We start from the raw sequence: 22359 nt of genomic DNA on the forward strand, positions 1-22359 counted from the left end.
TGCTCGGCGCGTCGCCGCGGCCGGACACCTCGTCCAACGATCGTCCCGATAGCCTTCGCAGGTGCACATTGAGCCGGCTGTTGCCGTTCCAGGCGGATTCTCAACGCCTTGGACGAAAGAACGAGCATAAATCACGCAAGTTGACGTATTGCATCGCAGCAGATTGTTGCTAACTTCCCCGCAAGGCATTCAAGGCTCGGCGCTGCTCGTCGGCCCTTCGATCGCAGTCGGCAGCGGGGTTCTCGATGTTCTACCAGCTCTACGAACTGAACCACGCCGCCTTGCAGCCGGCGCGCCTCTATGCCGATGCGGTGCGCCTGTTCTACTCCAATCCGCTCAATCCGGTCTCACACACGTCCTGGGGCCGCTCGGTTGCGGCAACGGCCGAACTGTTCGAGCGCACGACGCGCCGCTACGGCAAGCCGCAATTCGGCCTGACCAAGACCGTGGTCGACTGGAAAAACGTCGAGGTCAGCGAACGCACCGTCTGGTCGCGGCCATTCTGCAACCTGGTTCGTTTCGAGCGCGCAGTTCCGGCCGGGCGCCGGCCGGATCCGAAGCTGTTGATTGTCGCGCCGATGTCGGGCCACTACGCGACGCTGTTGCGCGGCACGGTGGAGGCGATGCTGCCCTATGCCGACGTGCATATCACCGACTGGGTCGACGCCCGCATGGTGCCGCTGGCCGACGGCAGCTTCGATCTTGACGACTATATCGACTACATCGTCGACATGCTGCATGCGCTGGGCCCCGACACCCATGTGATGGCGGTGTGCCAGCCTTCGGTACCGGTGCTGGCAGCGGTGGCACTGATGGAAGCCAAGGGTGATCCGTTCGTGCCCTCGACGATGACGCTGATGGGCGGCCCGATCGACACCCGCCGCAGCCCGACGGCGGTCAATCTGCTGGCCCAGGAAAAGGGCATCGACTGGTTCCGCGACAACGTCATCATGCGCGCGCCCTGGCCGGTGCCGGGCTTCGGCCGCGAGGTCTATCCCGGCTTCCTGCAGCTTTCGGGGTTCATGAGCATGAACCTCGACCGCCACATCATCGCCCACAAGGACTTCTTCATGCACCTGGTGAAGCATGACGGCGACAATGCCGAGAAGCACCGCGAGTTCTACGACGAATATCTGGCGGTGATGGATCTGACGGCGGAATTCTACCTGCAGACCGTCGACACCGTGTTTGTCCGCCAGGCCTTGCCCAATGGCACGATGACGCATCGCGGCGTGGCGGTCGACCCTTCGGCGATCCGCAATGTCGCCCTGTTCACGGTCGAGGGCGAGAACGACGATATCTCCGGCCTCGGCCAGACCAAGGCCGCGCACGATCTTTGCATCAATATCCCGGCCGACAGGCACGCCCATTACATGCAGCCGGCGGTCGGCCACTATGGTGTGTTCAACGGCTCGCGCTTCCGCTCCGAAATCGTGCCGCGCATCGTCGATTTCATTACCAGCTACGGCCGTCAGAACCGGGTTGCGGTGAAGCCCAAGCTGGTCAGGACCGGCAAGAAATAGGCGACCAGCGATGATGCCCGTCAATCCGCATCAGGTCTGTCAATGCCAAAATCATCGGTTCGCGGGGCCGTGCGGCCGGTCGACCTGTTGCACAATAGTCGCGTTGGCGCCACGCGGGTAACCATCCCGCAAAAATCAATCCATCCTCATAATTGACACGGACTGTAAATACCCCTTAACGTTTCGTTAATAACAAGGGACAAGCGGGGACAATGATTTCCTCACCAATGGCGAGAACGCTGCGCCTGTGCGCGCTGGCTGGACTTACTGTGGCGGCAGGTTGGGCCAGTTCGGCCTCGGCAGCCAGCCCGATGATAACAGGTGGCCCGACCTCGCAGCCGATCGGCCATTATGATTTCTGCAAGGGCTACGCGTCCGAATGCTCGATCCGCCCGAAGGATCTGTCGCCCGCCAGCCTGACCGGCTCGCTGTGGCGCAAGCTGCTCAGCGTCACGACAAAGGTCAACGCCGCCGTCAAGCCGGAGAGCGACTTCGACATCTACGGCAAGGACGAGGTCTGGGCCTATCCCGACAAGGGCGTTGGCGATTGCGAGGACTATGTCCTGGAAAAGCGCCGTGAGCTGAACCGGCTGGGCGTCTCGTTTGCCGACCTGCTGATGACCGTCGTCCGCAAGCCGGATGGCGAAGGCCACGCCGTGTTGACGGTGCGCACCGACAAGGGCGACTACATCCTCGACAATCTGACGGACCAGGTCCGTTCCTGGGACCAGACGGGCTATCGTTTCCTCAAGCGGCAGGCGATCGACAATACCGGCCGCTGGGTCTCGATCCGCGGCGGCCAGCAGGTTCTGGTCGGCTCGGTCCAGTAACAAAGCAACTCATTTCGGCCGGTTCAGCGCGGCGCGGAGCGACGCAATGATGCGGCGAAGCTCGGCTTCGTCGAGCTTTTCGATGTTGTCAGCCAGGAGATTGGCAAGCTCGGTCGCCGCCGGGCTAAGGCCCGACGTGTCGAGCTTGACACGCGGATGCGAGGTTTCGGCCAATCGCGCCAGTTCCTCGGCGTCGTCCCAAATGATGTTGAAATAGCCGATGATCTTCTGGATCAGCGTCCAGCTCGGCGCACCGCGGCGGCCGTGCTCCAGCGCCGAGAGATAGGCTGCGCTGACGCCGATCGCCTTGGCCATGTCTTTCTGGCTGACGCCGCGCTCGCTTCGCAGCACCCTGAGCCTTTCGCCGAACGGGGTCACAAGCACATCCTCATGGGCACATCCTCATGAGCGCGCACGCCGCAAGCGGACGTAGAGCGCGCCCGAGCCGCCATGGTTGCGGGCGGCATGGTCGTGGCTGGAGACGAGGGGCCGGAAGGCGGGTGTCGACAGCCATGACGGCACGGCGCGCCGCAAGACGCCATCGCCGCCCGACGAGGAACCCTTGCCGGTGATCACCAGGACATAGCGGATGCCGCCGGCATGCGCCCGGCGCAGGAAGGAAAACAGCAGCGAATAGGCTTCGTCCTGGGTCAGGCCATGCAGGTCGACACGGCCCTCGATCGGCAGCCGGCCCTTCGACAGCTTGTCCAGCGTCGGTTCGTCGAGTGCGTGGGAAACATGCTGCGCCTTCGGCTTTGCGGCCGTGGCAGGATTGCCCGCGACCTGTGCCGGCGGCGGCTGCCTGGTTTGGTCGATCTCCGGCCCAATGTCAGGAATGTCGACGGCGATTTTGCCCTTCAGCGGCTTTGCCGTGCGCGCCACCAGGTTCCACAGCACCCGGTCGTCCTCGCTCAGCCTGTCGATGCGCCGGGTCATCGGCCTGCTCCTGAAACGAGCGACCGGGGGATCAGCGCATAAAAATCGGCGGCGTTGCGGATAACGCCGGCGATCTCGCCGGCCGCATTGCCCGACCCGGCAAACAGATCGCCGCGGGCCGGCCCGGTGATCGCCGAGCCGGTGTCCTGCGCGATCATCAGCCGCCGGAACGGTTTTCCGTCGAAGGCGGTCAGCGGCGGCGCATCGATATGGAAGGGCGTGCCGAATGTGTGCAGCAGCCGGTCGACGGCGATCGAGCGGCCGGGTGTCAGCGGTACCTTGGCGGCAGCGATCGGGCCGAGCTCTGGGTCGTCGACGCCCATCTCGCGGAAGAAGATATAGGAGCGGTTGCGCCAAAGGATCTCGTCGACGCGCTCCGGATGCGCCTTGAACCAGGCACGGATCGACTGCATCGTCACTTTCTCGAGCGGGATCTCGCCTTCGTCGCTCAGGATCGTGCCCGGTCCGGTAAAGCGCTGGCCGGATTTGGCGGCGTAGGTGATGCGGCGAAGCCTGCCGTCGGTCATGTTGAGCCGTGCCGCGCCCTGCACGTGGATGAAGAAGGCGTCGACCTTGTCGGCGAGCCAGGCGATTTCCAGCCCTTTTCCGGCAAGCGCGCCGCGTTCGATCTCGCCGCGGTCGAAATATTCGACCGGGCCGTTCGGCGCCGCACGAGCGAAGGCGAGATAAGGATCCAAGCCGAAAGGACGATTGCCGTCGTCGACGTCGACAAGGTCGGCCGGGCGCGACAGCAACGGCACCGAAAATCGTTGCGTGCGCACCTGCGAGGCTTCGACCTCCGGTTCATAAAAGCCGGTTACCAGGCCGGGACCACCATCTTCGGCATCGATACGGGCCGGAACGAAATGGCGCTCGAAAAAGCTTCGGGCCTCCAACCGATTCGCCGGCGAAACGGTACGCGCTTCGGCATAGGCATCGGCAAAGCCATTGTAATCGACGCCGAGCGCGCCGGAGCGGTAGGGTTTGGTCAGGATATGAAAGGCCGAGCGGCGAAAGGCGTCAAAGGCAGGGAGATGGTCGTCCTCGCCCCAGCCCGGCAATTCGCCAAAGGATTTTTTGCTGAAGGCTCTAGAAAGCGACACGACAGCCCCCGCCGCCGTCCAGTTCAGTCTTCTTCTTCGGTGGCGACGAGCTTCCAGTTCGGATCGCGCGAGCGCGCGTCGCGGGCGAAGGTCCAGACGTCCTTGACCTCGGCGACGGTCTCCGGATCGCCGTCGATGACAGCGCCGGCCTTGTCGCGGGTCGCCGAAATCAGCTCGCTGACGATGCGCAGCGTGATATGCGCCTCGCTGCCCTTCATTTCGGCCGAAACGATGTCGGCCTTGTCGATGCCGACGAAGGAGGACTGGATCTTCTCGGCTTTCGCCTCACGGTCGCCGATGGCCGCGACGAAGCCGTCATAGACCTCGCGCGACAAAAGGTTCTTCAAGGTTTTGCGGTCGCCATCGGCGTAGGCCATGACGATCATCTCATAAGCCATCTTGGCGCCGTCGACGAAGGTCTTCGGGTCGAAGGTCGGATCATTGTCCTTGATCGCCCGCAGGCCCCGGTTGAGATCGGTGTCGGGCTTGGCAAAGGCATCGATCGCCACATAGGTGTCGGCCGCCGGCTCTCCCGCCAGCCGCTTGCGCGGCAGCGAAACCACGTTCTCGGGTTTCTGGGCGGCATCCTTGTCGTTTTTGCGCGCTGCCGTATATGGATCGAAGGGCGGGCGTTCGTTGCCCGTGCGTCGGCCAAGCACGTTGCGCAGCTGGAAGAAGATCACCACCGCCGCAATCAGAAAGAAAATCGTGCCGAAGTCGAAAAAGCCCATATCTTGCGCCAATCAATCCCTGCTTTGGCCGGACCAGCGGCCAAGCAAGGGCCGCGATCACATAGCGTTCGGTATCCAAAGCATATAGAACGCATGCCGCAATCATTCAAATCAAAGGCAGCCATACCTATCTAACAGCTTTGGTGCCAGCGGCGATTGCTCGCCGGCCGGCAAAACATCGAAACGATCGGTCAAGATTTGCGTATTTCGCTGCTTCCCCTGTTTGTTCTCGCGCTTCCGCTGCTGGAGATAGCCGGTTTCGTCATTGTCGGCCGCCAGATCGGCGCGCTGGCGACGGTTGGGCTGGTGCTGGCCTCGAGCATAGCCGGCGCCTTGCTCCTTCGACACCAGGGTTTTGGCGTCATGGCCAGGGTGCGTGCCGAAATGGACGCCGGGCGTGATCCGAGCACCCAGCTTGCGCATGGCGCCATGATCGTGCTGGCCGCGATCCTTTTGATCATCCCCGGCTTCATCTCGGATATTTTCGGCATTCTGCTGTTCCTGCCGCCAGTGCGCGATCTTGCCTGGCGGATGCTGAAAGGCCGCATCGTGCTGGCAACCGATTTCGGCGGTGGTTTGCGGGCAAGGCAACGCGGCAAGACCATCGATCTCGATGACGGCGACTATTCGCGCGCCGACGATCATACGCGCGGACCGGATTCTCCCTGGCGCCGCCTCAAGGACGAGTAGCCGCAAGGCAACCGGCGTCTTTTGCAAACTTGTCTTGTCGTGCCGGCCATGATAGCGAACGCCCGAATTTCAATCCGGTCAGCAACGCTGCCCAGGCAAAAGGACCACAGCTTATGGCCAGCAACGACGACGCGCCGACCGGCGCAGCCAACGGTAATGGAAATGCGGCGCAGCCTTCGCTCAACGTGCTTGCGCAATATGTGAAGGACCTTTCCTTCGAAAGCCCCGGCGCACCGAACTCGTTGCGCGGCCGCGACAAGGCCCCCGGCATCGCCATCAATGTCAACGTCAACGCCAACCCGCTTTCGGACAAGCAGTTCGACGTCAATTTGACGCTGAACGCAAAAGCGTCGTTCGACCAGGAAGTGCTGTTCAACGTCGAGCTGGTCTATGGCGGCGTCTTCGCCATCAGCGGCTTCCCGCAGGAGCACATGCTGCCGATCCTGTTCATCGAATGCCCGCGGCTGCTGTTCCCGTTCGCCCGGCAGATCATTGCCGAGGCAACACGCAATGGCGGCTTCCCGCCGCTGATGCTCGACCCGATCGATTTCGCGCAGATGTTCCAGCAGAAGCTGGCCGAGGACCAGGCTGCCGCCGCCAAGGTCAAGGTGAGCTGAACCTGCTGTTGTGAAGTTCTGGAAAACCCGGCCTCGCGCCGGGTTTTTTGTTTGAGACGCCGGCGGGGCAGCGCCCCCTCTGTCCTGCCGGACATCTCCCCCTCTTGGGGGGAGATCGGCAGCTTCAGCGCTCCGTATATTCCTGCAACGTTGGTAATTGGCGAAAGCCGGTGTGAAATCCAATCTCCCCCCAAGAGGGGGAGATGTCCAGCAGGACAGAGGGGGGCGCGAACGAACGCTACCGTCAAAATCACTATGCGGCGGAACTCGCTTCCGGGGGGACGCGCAACCAAAGCGCTTTTTCGCCGAGGCTGCCAACCATGCTTGCGTGTGCTGTGCGCTCGGCATCGGTCAGGCGCGGGGGCAAGGCGATCGGCCGCACACCGATCGAAATGTCGATGTCGTCGACATTCTGCCTCCCGCCCGCCGGAGTCAGGATGCTGTCGAGGATAAGGCTGGCCTGCTTGCCGCCGATAAGCTCGATATAGACCTCGGCCAGCAATTCCGAATCGAGCAGCGCGCCGTGCTTGGTGCGGCGGCCGTTGTCGATGCCGTAGCGGCGGCAGAGCGCGTCGAGCGAATTGGGGCCGATCGGATGCTTGCGGCGCGCCAGCGCCAGCGTGTCGACGATCCGTCCCGGATCGATGGCCGGATGACCAAGCCGGCCGAATTCGAGATTGAGGAAGCCGATGTCGAAGCCGGCATTGTGCGCGACCAGCTTGGCGCCGTCGATGAAGGCCAGAAACTCCTCGGCGATCTCCATGAAAGTCGGCTTGCCCTGAAGATCGGCGGCGCTGATGCCGTGCACGGCCTGCGCCTCGTGATGGATCTGGCGGCCTTGCGGGTTGATGTATTTGTGGAAGGTTCGGCCGGTCGGGAAGCGGTTGACCAACTCGACGCCGCCAAGCTCGATGACGCGGTCCTCGCGCGTGTCGAGGCCGGTGGTTTCCGTATCGAAGATGATCTCACGCATCGAATCAGTCCACTGGTTCCGGCATCATTCTAGCCGAATCACGCCCGGAACAAAATGGCAACAAGTAATGTGGCCTGCAAGCGTCTTAACCAGGCTTGGCTGCCTTATCCACGACTAGTTCGGCGATGATAGCCTTGACGGCCGCGCGAGCGGCGTCAAAGCCCTGGCCGGTGTCGATGACGAAGTCGGCGCGCCGGCGCTTTTCGGCGTCGGGAACCTGCCTGGCCAGGATCGACGCCAGTTTCTCCTTGTTCATGCCCGGGCGCGCCAGCACGCGGGCGCGCTGGACTTCAGGCGGCGCGGTGACGACCACGACCTTGTCGACGCGATCGCGGCCGCCGGTCTCGAACAGCAGCGGTATATCGAGCACGGCAAGCGGCGCGCCGGCGGCACGATTTTCAGCCAGGAACGCATCGGCGTCGGCTCGGACCAGCGGATGGATGATCGCTTCCAGCCGTTTCAGCGCGGCGGTGTCGCCGAGCACCCGCTCGGCAAGTGCCGCGCGGTCGACCGCACCGGATCTGGTGGTCCCGGGAAAGGCCGCCTCGACCAAGGGCGCGGCCTTGCCGGCATAAAGCCGATGCACCGCCTCGTCGGAATCATGGACCGGCACGCCGGCTTCGGCAAACATCTTGGCCGTGGTCGACTTGCCCATCCCGATCGATCCGGTAAGGCCGAGCACGATCATTTTATCGCACCGATATCGGCAATGATCATTTGCCGCAGTTCGGCGGTGACTTCTGGCCTGATGCCGAACCAGCGCTCGAAACCGGGCACCGCCTGGTGCAGCAGCATGCCGAGCCCATCGACGGTTCTCAGGCCGCGCGCCTTGGCCGCGGCAAGCAGCGGCGTCTCCAGCGGCACGTAAACGATGTCGGTGACGATGGCGCGGTCCGGCAGTCTGCCCGGATCGGCGGACAGGCCTTCATTGCCATGCATGCCGAGCGCTGACGTGTTGACCAGCAGGCCGGCATCCTCGAGCAATTCGCCGGTCGCCGCGATGTTGTGGGCGGAGACGCCTCCACCGAAGCGGTCGCGCAGTTCCTGCGCCCTCGCAAGCGTCCGGTTTACGATGCGGATGTCGCTGACGCCGCGCTGCTTCAGCGCATGGATGACCGCGCGAGCGGCGCCGCCGGCACCGAGCACCACGGCGGGGCCGTTGGCCGCCCAGCCCGGTGCATACTCGTCCAGATTGGCGGCAAAGCCATGGGCATCGGTATTGCCGCCGCACAATTCGCCATCCTCGAACCACAGTGTGTTGACCGCACCGATCTGTTCGGCGTCGGCGTCGCGCCGCTTGGCCAAAGCGAAGGCGGCTTCCTTGTGCGGGATGGTGACGTTGCCGCCGCGATAGTCTTGTGCCTGCAGCGTTCGCAGGAATTCCGCAAACGCTTCCGGTGCAACGTCGATGGCCTGATAGAGGCCGTCGATGCCGTATTTCGCCAGCCAGTAGCCGTGGATCTTCGGGGATCTGGAATGCGCGATCGGGTGGCCGGTGACGAAGGCTTTTTTCGCGGCCTCAGCCATCGATCGCCCCGAGCTCGCGCAGCTTGGCCAGCACCGGCAAAAGCGGCAGGCCGACAATGGTAAAATAGTCGCCTTCGATTTTTTCGAACAGCTGGATGCCCTCGCCTTCGATCTGGTAGGCGCCGACGCTGGACAACGCCTTGGCGCCGACGCGCGCCAGATGGCGGCCGATGAAGGCCGGATCGAGCTTGCGCATGGTCAGGTTGGCGATGCCAACATGCCGCCACAGAACCTGGCCGTCACGGGCCAGCACGACGGCGCTGTTGAGCTGATGCGTCTTGCCCGACAGCGCCAGCAGATGACGGCGCGCACCTTCCATGTCGGCCGGCTTGTGGAATAGTTGGTCGCTGAGCGACAGCGTCTGGTCGCAGCCGAGCACCAGGGCGCCGGGCTTGCGCTCGCTGACCTCGGTGGCCTTGGCTTCGGCAAGCACCAGGGCGACATCCTCCGGCGACACGCCACTATTTTGCAGCGGCGCCTCGAGCGCGCGTTCGTCGACGGAAGCCGGAACCGCTTCGACCGTAACGCCGGCATTGACGAGCAGCGCCTTGCGGAACGGACTGCCCGAGGCAAGGATGATTTTTTCGGCCATTTTTTTCGCCCGTTTCCTGGCGCTCGCTAGGGTGTGTCGAGATTCAGGTCAGGCCGAGTCGAGAATGGTGGGTTCCGAGAACCGGAACGGAGCGGACATTTGGGTCCGTGAGTACCGGAAGCGCAGGAAACCGCCGTTCGCAGGCCGGCATCACCTGAATATCGACATGCCCTAGCGCGTCTTGCCGCGCAGGGCAACGATCGCCGCCGCGGTCTCCTCGATCGAACGGCGGCTGACGTCGATCATCGGCCAGCCATGCCGCGTGCATATCTGGCGGGCATAGGCGAGCTCTTCGGCGATCGCGGCGCGGTCGACATAATCGGTCGGCTCATAGGCGCTGGTGCCGAGAATGCGGTTCTGCCGGACTTGCGATATGCGTTCGGCGGTGGCGACCAGGCCGACGATCAGCGGCCTCCTGGCATCGATCAGGCTTTCGGGCACGGGCACGCCGAGCACGATCGGAATGTTGGCGGTCTTGATGCCGCGATTGGCGAGATAGATGCTGGTCGGCGTCTTCGAGGTGCGGGAGATGCCGACAAGCACGATGTCGGCATCGTCCATATTGGCCGGCAGCTGGCCGTCATCATGCTCCATGGTGAAATTGAGCGCGTCGATGCGGCGAAAATATTCAGCGTCCAGCACATGCTGGGCGCCGACGCGGCGGCCGGCCGGCGTGCCGAGATAAGACTGGAACACCGTCAGCACCGGCTCCAGCACCGAGACGCAAGGCAGGCCCATCGCCGCGCAGCGTTCGTCGATGCCACGGGCAAGCTTCTGGTCGACCACCGTGTAGAGGATGATGCCCGGCTCCTCCTCGATGTCCTCGAACACCTTCGTCACCTGCTTTTCGGTGCGGATGAGCGGATAGATATGTTCGATGGCGCGCGCATCCTTGTATTGCGCGGAAGCCGCGCGGCCGGCGGCCAGCAGCGTTTCGCCGGTGGCGTCGGAAATCAGGTGAAGGTGAAAGAAGCTCTGCGGTTTGTTCACAGGATACATTCCAGGCTGTGGGCCGATGTGGATAAGCCGGGCGGAAAACTCGGCCACCGCGAAGCGACTGTATCAGATGCCGGTTTGTCCACAATTCGATGTGCTGTCGGCTTCTCAGGGCGGTTGGGGACAAGTCCGGGGACGGAGCGTTTTGCCTTCGCGTCATCCACAGGGGCAATTTCCCCGGCCTGGCGGCAACGCATTGACTCCAGTCGTAAATTCCCGACTTTCCACAAAGTCCTGCAATCCCTTTGGAGAAGCGCGCGACAATATGCTGGCTGGTCTTTTCGAGGGCAAAGCGGGACAGGAGACAACCACCACAACCAACAGACTCTTAGAATCATAAGATTCCTAAAAATAGAATATTTAATTATAGGGAAGCCTGGAAAGGCGAGCGCTCAATGCCTCAAGACCGGATCGTGCTGGACGTGTTGAGAGGCAAGGCGGCGTTTCCGCCGCCGCTCTGGATGATGCGCCAGGCTGGCCGCTATCTGCCGGAATACCGGGAGACGAGGAGACGGGCCGGATCATTCCTCGATCTTTGCTACGACCCGGATCTCGCCGTCGAAGTGACGTTGCAGCCGATCGAACGCTTCGGCTTCGACGCATCGATCCTGTTTTCCGATATCCTTGTGGTGCCGCATGCGCTCGGCCGCGACGTGCGGTTCGAGGAAGGCCGCGGCCCGCTGTTGACGCCGATCTCGGCTGCGGAAATTGCGGCTCTCGACGGCGAAACGTTTCACGTGAATCTCGAGCCGGTCTACGAGACGGTGCGGCGATTGCGCGCCAGACTGCCTGATGAAACGACGCTGATCGGCTTCTGCGGTGCGCCCTGGACGGTGGCGACCTATATGATCGCCGGCCATGGCACGCCCGACCAGTCGCCGGCCAGACTGTTCGCCTATCGCGAGCCGGCGGCCTTTCTTCGGCTGCTGAAGGTGCTCGCCGATCATTCGGCTGCCTATCTGATCCGGCAGGTCGAAGCCGGCGCCGATGTGGTGCAGATCTTTGATTCGTGGTCCGGCGTGCTCGACGAAGCGTCTTTCGAATTGTTCTGCGTCGAGCCGGTGGCCGAGATCGTCCGGCAAGTGAAGGCTGCCCATCCCAACGTTCCGATCATCGGCTTTCCCAAGGGTGCCGGCGATCACTACCGGAGCTATCGCCAGAAGACCGGCGTGACCGGGCTGGGCCTCGACTGGACCGTGCCATTGTCGACCGCGAAGGAATTGCAGCGTGACGGCGCCGTGCAGGGCAATCTCGATCCGCTGCGGCTGGTAGCCGGCGGCAAGGCGCTTGCCGACGGCGTAGCGGCGATCCTGAAGGCGCTGGGCGACGGGCCGCTGATCTTCAACCTCGGCCACGGCATAACACCGGAGACGCCGCTCGCGCATGTCGAGCAGATGGTCAAACTGGTGCGGAGCGCGTCGTGACGATGATGGGCGCAGACAATGCGAACGGCACCAACACCGGCAAGGGTGCGATGCGCCGCGCAGCAATTGCGATCGCCATCTTCCTTGTGCTGGCTGGGCTGCTGTTTCTCTTCGGGCCCGATGATTTCTATCCCTGGGCGAAGGCGATCCATGTGATTGCCGTCATCTCCTGGATGGCGGGCATGCTCTATCTGCCGCGCTTGCTGGTTTATCATGCCGGTGCCGAAAAAGGCTCCGTCCAGTCGGAGACCTTCAAGGTGATGGAGCGCCGCCTGCTGCGCGGCATCATCAATCCGGCAATGGTGATCACCTGGGCATTCGGCCTGTGGCTCGCCTGGAAAGGCTTTGGTTTTCAAGGCGGCTGGCTGCATGCCAAGATCGCTGCGGTGGTTGGTCTGTCGGCCGTGCATGGCTATCTCGCCGGCGCCGTCCGGAAATTTGCCGAAGACCGCAATGAAAAATCGGCAAGGCACTGGCGGATCGTCAATGAGATCCCTACATTGCTGCTGATCGTCATCGTCGTCCTGGTTATCGTGAAACCGTTCTGACGTCTTCGGTTGCCCGCAAAAGGCGGCTTGCTCTTTCAACCGACCGACGATAAAAGACGGGTCTTCCTTCCCGTCATGCGCCGCCCATTTATCGCTTCGGCCGCGCCCGGCATTTGTCGCATCCCGCCGATATTTTTCCCAAAGCTTACTCAGAGTCCGTCTAATGATGCAAGAAATGAAACTCACAGAGTTCAAGAACAAGAAGCCACCTGAGCTGATCGCTTATGCGGAATCGCTCGAGGTCGAGAACGCCAGCGTCATGCGCAAGCAGGAGCTGATGTTCGCGATCCTGAAGAGGCTGGCGACCCAGGATATCGAGATCATCGGCGACGGCGTCGTCGAAGTGCTGCAGGATGGTTTTGGCTTCCTGCGCTCTGCCAATGCCAACTATTTGCCAGGTCCCGACGACATCTATATTTCACCCTCGCAGATCCGGCGGTTCTCGCTGAAGACCGGCGATACGGTCGAAGGCCCGATCCGCAGCCCGAAAGAGGGCGAGCGCTATTTCGCGCTGCTCAAGGTCAACACGATCAATTTCGACGACCCGGAAAAAATCCGCCACAAGATCCATTTCGACAATCTGACGCCGCTTTATCCGACCTCGCGGCTGAAGATGGAAATGGAGGTTCCGACCTCCAAGGACATTTCGGCGCGCGTCATCGACCTGGTGGCGCCGCTCGGCAAGGGCCAGCGCGCGCTGATCGTGGCGCAGCCGCGCACCGGCAAGACGGTGCTGCTGCAGAACATCGCCCATTCGATTACCACCAACCATCCGGAATGCTACCTGATCGTGCTTCTGATCGACGAGCGGCCGGAGGAAGTCACCGACATGCAGCGCTCGGTGAAGGGCGAGGTTGTCTCCTCGACCTTCGACGAGCCGGCGGTGCGCCACGTCCAGGTTGCCGAAATGGTCATCGAAAAAGCCAAGCGCCTGGTCGAGCACGGCCGCGACGTCGTCATCCTGCTGGATTCGATCACCCGCCTAGGCCGCGCCTACAACACCGTCGTGCCGTCATCCGGCAAGGTGCTGACCGGTGGTGTCGACGCCAACGCGCTGCAGCGGCCGAAGCGCTTCTTCGGTGCTGCCCGCAATATCGAGGAAGGCGGTTCGCTGACCATCATCGCCACGGCGCTGATCGACACCGGCAGCCGCATGGACGAAGTCATCTTCGAAGAGTTCAAGGGCACCGGCAATTCGGAAATCGTGCTTGACCGCAAGGTGGCGGACAAGCGCATCTATCCGGCCATGGACATCCTCAAGTCCGGCACCCGCAAGGAAGACCTGCTGGTTCCGCGCCAGGACCTGCAGAAGATCTTCGTGCTGCGCCGCATCCTGGCGCCTATGGGAACGACCGACGCCATCGAGTTCCTCATCGACAAGCTCAAGCAGACCAAGACCAACGCGGATTTCTTCGATTCGATGAATACGTAAGGTTGTGGGCTGGCCGTTGCCTTCGTCATCCTCGGGCTTGACCCGAGGATCCATGCCGTGAGGTCTACCGGAGAAAGCAGCGGAGCAAAATCTGCGCCGTTGCAGCGCGCGAAAGTCACGGCATGGATCCTACGGTCTGCGCTGCGTCGCTTCGCCATAGGATGACGAATCCTATCTTCGCCGCAATAACCCTTCCAGCTCTTCAGCTTCCGCTATCACCGGCAGGCAGACCTGCCCCGTGCACAGCCAGGCGCCGGGCTCGGCCGTTGGCGGCAGGACGCCGCCCGGCAAGGCCGGCAGATTTGTCGCCGCGCCAACAGGCACGACGATGTCCACCCGACGTGGGTCCGGATTTCGATTCGCAACCGGAACAAGCCTTGGATTTTCGGGTCTATCCACGATCACCAGTTTCAGCGGTTCAAGCGCCAAGGCACAGGCATTGACTATACCCGCCTGGCCATAGCCCTGGTGCTCCGCCCGCCCGCCCGCGTGCTCTGCGACTGTCCAGGCTTTTTCCCAGAGATCGAGATCGCCCGAAAGCGACGACAATCGGACCAGGGCTTCGATGATCTGTCCGGTAGCGGAAGGAATGGCTTCGTCGACATCGCCGCGGATGCGGATCGGCACATCCGCGCTGTCCGATGCGGTCAGATAGTAGCCGGTCTTGTCGCTGTCCCGGTGCCAGAGATCGAGTTGCTCAATGAAGTTCCCGGCGCGATCGATATAGTCGGGATTGCCGGTCGCCTCGAACAGTGAGATGGCGGCGTTGGCCATGGCCGCATAGTCGCTCGACAGAGCCGGAAACAGCTTCTTTGCGCCGAGCATCGAATGCGGCAGGCGTCCGTCACGTCCGGTAGCCGCAATTGCGGCAAAGGCCGTTGCTGCCGCTTCGATCCAGTCGGATCGGCCAAGCGACCGTCCGGCCTCGGCAAGGGCTGCGATCATCAAGCCGTTCCAGTCGGTCAGGGCCTTGCCGTCACGCCCCGGCCGGATGCGCTGTGCCCTCGCCGCGAGCAATTTTTCTTTCAGCGGGACGAGCTGTTGGCGGTCGATCACACTTTGCGTCTGCTGGGCTTCCGTCTGGCGGATGATCGGCTTGCCTTCCCAGCCATGCGGGTCGGCAAGCGTTAAGTACTGGAAAAACAAGGCTGAATCGTCGCCGAGGGCTGCTTCGAGCTCATCGCTGCTCCAGGTGTAGAACAGCCCCTCCTCGCCCTCGCTATCGGCATCGAGGCTGGCGGCAAAGGCACCGCCCTCGACACGCATTTCGCGCAACAGCCAGGCAATCGTCTCTTCGATTCGCAGCCGGAATAATTCGTTGCCGGTCGCCGCATGGACCCAGTTGCATAGCCGGACGAGCTGGGCATTGTCGTAGAGCATTTTTTCGAAATGCGGCACCAGCCATTCGGCGTCGGTCGAGTAGCGGCTGAGGCCGCCGCCAATATGGTCGTAGATGCCGCCGGCCAGCATCTTTTCGAGGCTGAGGAGAACGGCGTCGCGGTGGGATGCGGTGCCGTCGCGCAGCCACGACAGCCAGAGGCTCTGCATGAACGGCGCGTTGGGGAATTTCGGCGCGCCGCGCAGGCCGCCCAAATCGCGGTCGATCATGCCGTCAATGCCGTTGGCGAGCTTTGCCAGCATGCCGCGGTCGAGCACGGCCTTGGCATGGCTGCCCGCCAGCCGCGTCTCGACATGCGTAGTCAAACCGTCGGCACTTTGGTTAAGGCTTTCTTTCTTCTCCCGCCAAGCCTTGTCTACCGCCTCCAGCACCTGGACGAAGCCCGGCCGGCCGTAGCGGGCCTCGCGCGGAAAGTAAGTGCCGCCCCAGAACGGCTTGCCGTCCGGGGTCAGGAACATGGTCAGCGGCCAGCCGCCCTGCTCGCCCATCGAGGACAGGGCCGCCATGTAGATCTGGTCGATGTCGGGGCGCTCCTCGCGGTCGACCTTGATATTGACGAAGAGACGGTTCATGACGGCGGCGACGTCGTCGTTCTCGAAGCTCTCATGCGCCATGACGTGGCACCAGTGGCAGGCGGCGTAGCCGACAGAGAGCAGGATCGGACGCTGCAGCGCCTTTGCTTCGGCCAAAGCGGCGGGCGACCATGGCCGCCAGTGCACCGGATTGCCGCTGTGCTGCTGCAGATAGGGGCTGGCCTCTTCGGCGAGCAGGTTTTGTGCAGGCAATGTCAACGGCGCTACTCGATGGCGGATTGAACAGGCATAGCTAGGGCGCTTCGGCAGAGCGGGCAAATGATTTCAAAAGATTCCATCGTGGCGCTGTCGAGCGGGCGCCTGCCGGCCGGCATTGCAGTGATCCGGATTTCAGGGCCGCAGAGTCGATTCGCCATCGAAACGATTGCCGGGTCGTCGGTGCCGAACCGCGTTGCCACCTATCGCAAGCTCCGGGCGCCCGACGGATCGGTGCTGGACAGCGGCCTGGTCGTCTTCTTTGCCGGTCCCGACAGTTTTACCGGCGAGGACGTTGCAGAGTTCCATGTGCATGGCGGGCGCGCCGTCGTGGCGAGGATGCTGGAAACCATCGCCTCCTTCGACGGCGTCAGGCATGCGGAGCCTGGCGAATTCACCCGCCGCGCCTTTCTCAACGGCAAGCTCGACCTGGTCGAGACCGAGGCGCTGGCCGATCTCATCAACGCCGAGACAGAGGCGCAGCGGCGCTTTGCCGTGCACAACGCCGAAGGCGTGCAGAGCGAACTCTATCTGGGCTGGCGCCGACGGCTGATCCACGCCCGCGCGATGATCGAGGCCGAGATCGACTTTGCCGACGAGGATGACGTGCCGGGCTCGGTCGCCGATACGGTCTGGTCGGACGTCCGGGCCATGACCGAGGAAATAGAGCGCCATGTCGCCGGCTTCCGCGCTGCCGAAATTATTCGCGATGGGTTCGAAGTCGTGATCCTCGGCGCGCCGAATGCCGGCAAGTCCAGCCTGTTCAACGCCTTGGCGCGGCGCGAAGCGGCGATCGTGACCGATGAGCCGGGCACGACCCGCGACCTGCTCGAGGTGGTGCTGGACCTGGAAGGGGTGCGGGTCAGGGTAACTGACACTGCAGGTCTGCGCGAGGCGCCTGGTATGATCGAGGCGATCGGCATCGAGAAGGCCAGGACCAAGGCGCACAGCGCTGATCTGCTGTTGCTGCTGGAGGATCTGGCGGATCCAATGGCGATCGGTGTGCTGACGAGCGACATTCCGGCGCTGAGGGTCGGAACAAAAAGTGATCTGCTGAGGGGCAAGTCACCCTCGCCCGCGGCGCACTATGATTTCGCTATTTCGACGCGGGACGGCACGGGGTTGGCCGAACTGCTGGACGAGATCGGTCGTCGTGCCGCAGCGCAGATCGGCAAGGCCGGCGATATCCTGCCGTCTCGGCTGCGGCACGTCGAACTGCTCAATGAGACGAAACGCTTCCTGGTTGCGGCTGTCACGGGGGGCGAGCGCGGGCAGGAGCTGCGGGCCGAGGAACTGCGCCTGGCGGCGGATCGGCTCGGACGAATCGTCGGGGCGGTCGATGTCGAAGACATGCTCGATGTGATTTTTTCGCAGTTCTGTATCGGCAAGTGACTCACGTGAAACACTGGGGAAGGAGCACACAGCGATGGAGACGGAACGCTGGCGCTGTCCCTCCAACGTCTGCTAGGTTCCTCGCGCCGCAGATCGCAGGGACTGCGCTCCGCTTCGCTTCGGTGAAGTAAAGCTGGCAACCAACGCCGCCATTCTTCTAAAGGTTCGGACAAAATCGGATCCTCTGGCGAAGGAACCGGGGCAGTGATTCACGTGAAACTACTCCCAACCCACGCAGATGGCATTGTTTCACGTGAAACGAACAGTCCCCTGTCCTTGACAGCGCGTGCCTCCGGGGACATGTGTCGGTCCACTTGAATTCGGGATTCTGAAATGACCAATCACTATGATGTGGTTGTGGTGGGCGGCGGTCATGCTGGGTGCGAGGCGGCCAGCGCCGCTGCGCGGGTTGGCGCCAGGACGGCGCTTGTGACGCTGCGCTTCGACACGATCGGCGTGATGTCCTGCAATCCGGCGATTGGCGGCCTCGGCAAGGGCCATCTGGTTCGTGAGATCGATGCCATGGACGGGCTGATGGGGCGCGTCGCCGATGCCGCCGGCATCCAGTTCAGGCTGCTCAACCGCCGCAAGGGGCCGGCGGTGCGTGGTCCCCGCACGCAAGCCGACAGAAAGCTCTATCGGCTCGCCATGCAAGCGGCGATTCGCCAACAGGCCGGTCTCGAGGTTGTCGAAGGCGAGGTGCTGGATTTCGAAATCGATGACGGGGAAATCGACGATGGGCGCATCGCGGCGGTGCTGCTGGCGGACGGAAGCCGGCTCGCCTGCGGCGCCGTGGTGCTGACGACCGGCACTTTTTTGCGCGGGCTGATCCATATCGGCGAAAAGAAGATCGTCGCCGGCCGCATGAACGAGCAGGCGAGTATCGGTCTCTCGGCGACGATGAGCCGCGCCGGCTTCAGGCTCCGGCGGCTGAAGACCGGCACGCCGCCGCGGCTGGATGGCAGGACAATCGATTGGGCGTCGCTGGAGAGCCAGGCGGCGGACGAGGATCCCGTGCCGTTCTCGCTGCTGACCGACCGCATCGAAAACCCGCAGATCCATTGCGGCATTACCCGAACGACCAATGCCACGCATGAGCTGATTCGCGCCAATCTCGGCCGCTCGGCCATGTATTCGGGGTCGATCGAAGGCGTGGGGCCGCGTTATTGCCCGTCGATCGAAGACAAGATCGTCAAGTTCGGCGACCGCGAGGGCCACCAGATTTTTCTGGAGCCGGAAGGGCTGGACGACGACACGGTCTACCCGAACGGCATCTCGACCTCGCTGCCGGAAGATGTGCAACTGGACATCCTGAAGACCATTCCGGGGCTGGAGCGGGCAACCATGTTGCAGCCGGGCTATGCCATCGAATATGACCATGTCGACCCGCGCGAGCTCAAGCCAACGTTGGAAACCAGGCGGATAGTCGGGCTTTTCCTCGCCGGCCAGATCAACGGCACAACCGGCTATGAGGAGGCCGGCGCACAAGGGCTGCTTGCCGGCTTGAATGCAGCGCGCAAGGCGTCGGCGAGCGATGAAATCGTGCTGAGCCGCACCGAAGCCTATATCGGCGTGATGGTCGACGATTTGACCAGCCGCGGCATCGCCGAACCCTACCGCATGTTCACCTCGCGGGCCGAGTTCCGGCTGTCGTTGCGGGCCGACAATGCCGATGAGCGGCTAACGCCGCTGGCGATGAGACTGGGGATCGCCTCGCCCGAGCGAATGCAGCGGTTCAACAATGTCATGCAAGACCTTGAGAAGGCGCGACAGCTCGCCCTCGGCATCACGATGACCCCCAATGCGGCGGCGCGCCATGGGCTCGAGATCAACCGGGACGGCGTCCGTCGCTCGGCCTATGAGTTGCTGGCCTATCCCGGCGTCGACATCGCCTGGCTGGCGCGCATCGAACCGGCTTTCGCCGCGATCGACAGCAAAACGGCCGAACGTCTTGAAACGGAAGCCAAATATTCTGTCTATCTCGACCGCCAGCAGGCCGACGTATCGCAGATCAGGCATGAGGAGAGCCGGCTTATTCCGGAGTCGCTCGACTTTGCTTCTGTTCCCGGCCTGTCGAACGAGTTGAAGCAGAAGATGCTGGCACGCCAGCCTCGCTCCATTGCCGACGCGCAACGCATGGAAGGCATGACGCCGGCGGCGCTGGCGATTATTGTCGCGCATGTGCGCAATGCCGAGGCGGCCGCGCGAAAGCAGGTCGCGTGAGCGCTGCGTCCTGGGCGAGCCTGCAAGCGGCAGCGGGCCCGGTTTCACGTGAAACATTCGATCGTCTGGTCGAGTTCGAGGCCGTCTTCCAGAAATGGAATCGCCGGATCAATCTGGCCGCGCAATCGACGCAGGACGATGTCTGGGGCCGCCACATCCTCGACAGCGCGCAGCTGGCGCGAATCAAACCAGAGGCGAAGCGCTGGGTCGATCTCGGCTCCGGCGGCGGGTTTCCCGGCCTCGTGCTGGCCTTTTTGCTTGCCGAGCGGGAAGGCGCTGGCATCGACCTGGTTGAGAGCAACCGCAAAAAAGCATCGTTCCTGCAAGCGGTCGTCGGCCAGTTCAATCTGCCCGCCAAGGTCATCGCGCGCCGCATTGACGACAGCTATCCTCTTGTTCCTGCACCGCAAATCGTCACAGCCAGGGCACTCGCCTCGCTGCCGGCCTTGCTCGACCTGGCGGCACCGTGGCTGACCAAGGGGTCGCGCGGCCTGTTTCACAAAGGCCGGGATTACCGCGCCGAAGTGGCAGAAAGCACTCAACGATGGTCTTTCGATCTGGTAGAACATGCCAGTGCAACCGACGCGCAGGGCGTCATTCTCGAAGTATCCGACTTGCGACAGCTCCCTGGCTTGTGACCGGCGACCCAAATGAATTTCTGGCATAGACTCATGATGAAGAACGGCCCCCGAATCATCACCGTCGCCAACCAGAAGGGCGGCGTCGGCAAGACGACAACCGCCATCAATCTGGCCACCGCGCTGGCAGCCATAGGCGAACAGGTGCTGATCGTCGATCTCGACCCGCAGGGCAATGCCAGCACCGGGCTTGGCATCGACCGGCGCGACCGCACCGTATCCTCCTATGATGTGCTGACCGGCGAGCTCGATCTCGAAGCAGCCGCGATCCCGACGGCGGTTCCAGGCCTGTCGATCGTGCCGTCGACGCTCGACCTGCTCGGCATCGAGATGGAAATCGCCTCGGCGCCGGATCGGGTTCTGCGGCTGCGCAACGCGCTGCGGGCTTCGGCCGAGCGCTCGGCCAAATTCGGCTATGTGCTGATCGACTGCCCGCCCTCGCTCAACCTGTTGACACTGAATTCGATGGCTGCGGCAGATTCGGTGCTGGTGCCGCTGCAGTGCGAGTTTTTCGCGCTGGAGGGCCTGAGCCAGCTTTTGGAGACGGTCGAGCAGGTGCGCCGTTCGATCAACCCCGACCTGACGATCCAGGGCATCGTGCTGACCATGTTCGACGGGCGCAACAATCTCGCCAACCAGGTGGTGCAGGATGTCCGGGCGCATATGGGCGACAAGGTCTACCAGACCGTCATCCCGCGCAATGTCCGTGTTTCCGAGGCGCCGTCCTATGGCAAGCCGGCGATTCTCTACGACCTCAAATGCTCGGGCAGCCAGGCCTATCTGCAGCTTGCTTCGGAAGTGATCCGTCGCGAGCGCAAATTGCGGGCCGCCTGAACGATAAGCTGATTCGACACCGAAACGATCTGGACTGACGATGAACGAAGACCCTTCGAGAAAAAGACTGGGACGGGGACTGGCGGCGCTGATCGGCGAAATCGATCGCCCGGCGGCTCCGGAAAAGCCCGGGCTGGCGGCCGACGGCAAGGTGCCGATCGAGTTTCTCAGCCCCAATCCGAAAAACCCGCGCCGGCATTTTGGTGACGCCGACCTGACCGACCTCGCCCAGTCGATCCGCGAACATGGCGTGGTGCAGCCGGTGGTGGCGCGGCCATCGAAAACGCAGTCGGGCCGCTACGAGATCATCGCCGGCGAGCGTCGTTGGCGCGCGGCGCAACGCGCCGGGCTGACCGAAATCCCGATCATCGTACGCGACGTCAACGATCGCACGGCGCTAGAGCTGGCGATCATCGAAAACGTCCAGCGCACCGACCTCAACCCGGTCGAGGAAGCATTGGGCTACCAGCAGCTGATCGACGACCACGGCTATACGCAGGCCGATCTCGGCCAGGTGATCGGCAAGAGCCGCAGCCATGTCGCCAATACACTGAGACTGCTCAAGCTGCCCGACGTCATTCGCGACATGCTGGTCGACGGCGCGCTCTCGGCCGGCCATGCCCGCACCCTGGTGACGGCCGACGACCCGGCCGGGCTTGCCAAGCGGATCATCGACGAGGGGCTTTCGGTGCGCCAGGCCGAAGCTTTGGCGCAGATGCCGGTCGGCGCGCCGGCGGCAAAGCGCCAGCCCGCAGCACCGCCGCAAAAGGATGCCGACACGCTGGCGCTGGAAAAGCTGATGACCAATACTATCGGCATGATCGTCACGATCGAGCACAACCAGCGCGGCGGCGTGATCAGCGTCGCCTATCGCACGCTGGAGCAGCTCGACGAGCTTTGCCGAAGGCTGAAGCGGGAGTAGTGGACCCGGTACCTTAGCCGGCAAACTACTCGTGAATCGGCTGCTGCTGCTCCGACAAGAATTCACTCCTGTTCGGGGTGTCGGCGCCGCCCCTCACCTGCCTGCCGGCATCCTCTCCCGTATAGGGACGGGGAGAGGGGCACTGTCATCGACGCTTTCGCCCATCACCAGCGTTGCAAGAAGGGTGCCGGCGTTGCGGCCGGCTTCTTTCTCCCCTAGGGGAGAAATGCTCGGCAGGGCA

The 22359-nt window shown here is 63.0% G+C and carries 22 protein-coding genes; 12 read left to right on the plus strand and 10 right to left on the minus strand.

The window, feature by feature from the left end:
* The first annotated feature begins 245 nt into the window (after positions 1-245).
* Positions 246-1523, plus strand: coding sequence for a polyhydroxyalkanoate depolymerase (locus RQ479_RS21990; RefSeq protein WP_376702613.1), 1278 nt, complete (start codon positions 246-248; stop codon positions 1521-1523).
* Positions 1524-1735: 212 nt separating this feature from the next.
* Positions 1736-2353 (plus strand): transglutaminase-like cysteine peptidase, encoded by a 618-nt coding sequence (locus RQ479_RS21995; protein WP_376702614.1) that lies wholly within the window; start codon positions 1736-1738, stop codon positions 2351-2353.
* A 9-nt stretch (positions 2354-2362) separates the two neighbouring features.
* Here RQ479_RS21995 and RQ479_RS22000 read toward each other — a convergent pair whose 3' ends face one another.
* From RQ479_RS22000 to RQ479_RS22015, 4 genes are read right to left on the minus strand one after another with little or no spacing between them, the layout of a single operon-like run.
* On the minus strand, positions 2363-2731 hold the full coding sequence (locus RQ479_RS22000) for a helix-turn-helix domain-containing protein (protein ID WP_376702615.1): 369 nt from the start codon (positions 2729-2731) through the stop codon (positions 2363-2365).
* A 24-nt stretch (positions 2732-2755) separates the two neighbouring features.
* Complete coding sequence (locus RQ479_RS22005; RefSeq protein WP_352466565.1) at positions 2756-3289, minus strand: Smr/MutS family protein; 534 nt, start codon at positions 3287-3289, stop codon at positions 2756-2758.
* On the minus strand, positions 3286-4392 hold the full coding sequence (locus RQ479_RS22010) for a murein transglycosylase A (RefSeq protein WP_376702616.1): 1107 nt from the start codon (positions 4390-4392) through the stop codon (positions 3286-3288). The genes RQ479_RS22005 and RQ479_RS22010 overlap by 4 nt, the downstream gene beginning before the upstream one ends.
* 23 nt (positions 4393-4415) lie before the next feature.
* Complete coding sequence (locus RQ479_RS22015) at positions 4416-5123, minus strand: Tim44/TimA family putative adaptor protein (RefSeq protein WP_292659652.1); 708 nt, start codon at positions 5121-5123, stop codon at positions 4416-4418.
* A 198-nt stretch (positions 5124-5321) separates the two neighbouring features.
* Here RQ479_RS22015 and RQ479_RS22020 point away from each other — a divergent pair, with 198 nt between their 5' ends.
* Positions 5322-5813: an FxsA family protein gene (locus tag RQ479_RS22020; RefSeq protein ID WP_376702617.1), complete on the plus strand. Its 492-nt coding sequence runs from the start codon at positions 5322-5324 to the stop codon at positions 5811-5813.
* Positions 5814-5926: 113 nt separating this feature from the next.
* Positions 5927-6430, plus strand: coding sequence for a protein-export chaperone SecB (gene secB / locus RQ479_RS22025; protein WP_292659655.1), 504 nt, complete (start codon positions 5927-5929; stop codon positions 6428-6430).
* A 253-nt stretch (positions 6431-6683) separates the two neighbouring features.
* Here the strand turns inward: secB and dnaQ are convergent, their stop codons facing one another.
* From dnaQ to RQ479_RS22050, 5 genes are all read right to left on the minus strand, one after another.
* Positions 6684-7403: a DNA polymerase III subunit epsilon gene (dnaQ, locus tag RQ479_RS22030; protein WP_376702618.1), complete on the minus strand. Its 720-nt coding sequence runs from the start codon at positions 7401-7403 to the stop codon at positions 6684-6686.
* Between the two features lie 85 nt (positions 7404-7488).
* Positions 7489-8091 carry a dephospho-CoA kinase gene (gene coaE / locus RQ479_RS22035; protein ID WP_376702619.1) on the minus strand — a complete coding sequence of 201 codons (603 nt, stop codon included), beginning with the start codon at positions 8089-8091 and terminating at the stop codon, positions 7489-7491.
* Positions 8088-8930, minus strand: coding sequence for a shikimate dehydrogenase (locus RQ479_RS22040; protein WP_376702620.1), 843 nt, complete (start codon positions 8928-8930; stop codon positions 8088-8090). Before RQ479_RS22040 ends, coaE begins: the two co-directional genes overlap by 4 nt.
* A complete protein-coding gene (locus tag RQ479_RS22045; RefSeq protein WP_376702621.1) occupies positions 8923-9522 on the minus strand; it encodes a Maf-like protein in 600 nt (199 codons plus the stop codon). Before RQ479_RS22045 ends, RQ479_RS22040 begins: the two co-directional genes overlap by 8 nt.
* A gap of 171 nt (positions 9523-9693) precedes the next feature.
* The gene (locus tag RQ479_RS22050; RefSeq protein WP_376702622.1) at positions 9694-10512 is read right to left on the minus strand and encodes a pyruvate, water dikinase regulatory protein; all 819 of its coding nucleotides are present in this window, start codon (positions 10510-10512) and stop codon (positions 9694-9696) included.
* A gap of 401 nt (positions 10513-10913) precedes the next feature.
* Between RQ479_RS22050 and hemE the strand changes: the two genes are divergently transcribed.
* The 3 genes from hemE (at position 10914) to rho (ending at position 13922) form a co-directional block, all read left to right on the plus strand.
* Positions 10914-11942 carry a uroporphyrinogen decarboxylase gene (gene hemE / locus RQ479_RS22055; protein WP_376702623.1) on the plus strand — a complete coding sequence of 343 codons (1029 nt, stop codon included), beginning with the start codon at positions 10914-10916 and terminating at the stop codon, positions 11940-11942.
* Between the two features lie 2 nt (positions 11943-11944).
* Positions 11945-12490, plus strand: coding sequence for a protoporphyrinogen oxidase HemJ (hemJ, locus tag RQ479_RS22060; RefSeq protein ID WP_376705992.1), 546 nt, complete (start codon positions 11945-11947; stop codon positions 12488-12490).
* Positions 12491-12656: 166 nt separating this feature from the next.
* Positions 12657-13922: a transcription termination factor Rho gene (rho, locus tag RQ479_RS22065; protein WP_023675925.1), complete on the plus strand. Its 1266-nt coding sequence runs from the start codon at positions 12657-12659 to the stop codon at positions 13920-13922.
* A 171-nt stretch (positions 13923-14093) separates the two neighbouring features.
* On the opposite strand, the gene RQ479_RS22070 is transcribed toward rho, so the two are convergent.
* Positions 14094-16112: a thioredoxin domain-containing protein gene (locus RQ479_RS22070; protein ID WP_376702624.1), complete on the minus strand. Its 2019-nt coding sequence runs from the start codon at positions 16110-16112 to the stop codon at positions 14094-14096.
* 60 nt (positions 16113-16172) lie between these two features.
* Here RQ479_RS22070 and mnmE point away from each other — a divergent pair, with 60 nt between their 5' ends.
* From mnmE to RQ479_RS22095, 5 genes are all read left to right on the plus strand, one after another.
* The gene (mnmE, locus tag RQ479_RS22075; protein WP_376702625.1) at positions 16173-17501 is read left to right on the plus strand and encodes a tRNA uridine-5-carboxymethylaminomethyl(34) synthesis GTPase MnmE; all 1329 of its coding nucleotides are present in this window, start codon (positions 16173-16175) and stop codon (positions 17499-17501) included.
* A gap of 333 nt (positions 17502-17834) precedes the next feature.
* Positions 17835-19724 carry a tRNA uridine-5-carboxymethylaminomethyl(34) synthesis enzyme MnmG gene (gene mnmG / locus RQ479_RS22080; RefSeq protein WP_376702626.1) on the plus strand — a complete coding sequence of 630 codons (1890 nt, stop codon included), beginning with the start codon at positions 17835-17837 and terminating at the stop codon, positions 19722-19724.
* Entirely contained in the window at positions 19721-20362 is a 642-nt protein-coding gene (rsmG, locus tag RQ479_RS22085; RefSeq protein WP_376702627.1) for a 16S rRNA (guanine(527)-N(7))-methyltransferase RsmG, read from the plus strand. The genes mnmG and rsmG overlap by 4 nt, the downstream gene beginning before the upstream one ends.
* Before the next feature lie 33 nt (positions 20363-20395).
* Positions 20396-21196 carry a ParA family protein gene (locus RQ479_RS22090; protein WP_352913096.1) on the plus strand — a complete coding sequence of 267 codons (801 nt, stop codon included), beginning with the start codon at positions 20396-20398 and terminating at the stop codon, positions 21194-21196.
* A 40-nt stretch (positions 21197-21236) separates the two neighbouring features.
* Positions 21237-22118 carry a ParB/RepB/Spo0J family partition protein gene (locus tag RQ479_RS22095; RefSeq protein WP_292659678.1) on the plus strand — a complete coding sequence of 294 codons (882 nt, stop codon included), beginning with the start codon at positions 21237-21239 and terminating at the stop codon, positions 22116-22118.
* The last annotated feature ends 241 nt before the right edge of the window (positions 22119-22359 follow it).

It is taken from the genome of Mesorhizobium sp. ISC25 (assembly GCF_042295465.1).
GTDB lineage: Bacteria > Pseudomonadota > Alphaproteobacteria > Rhizobiales > Rhizobiaceae > Mesorhizobium.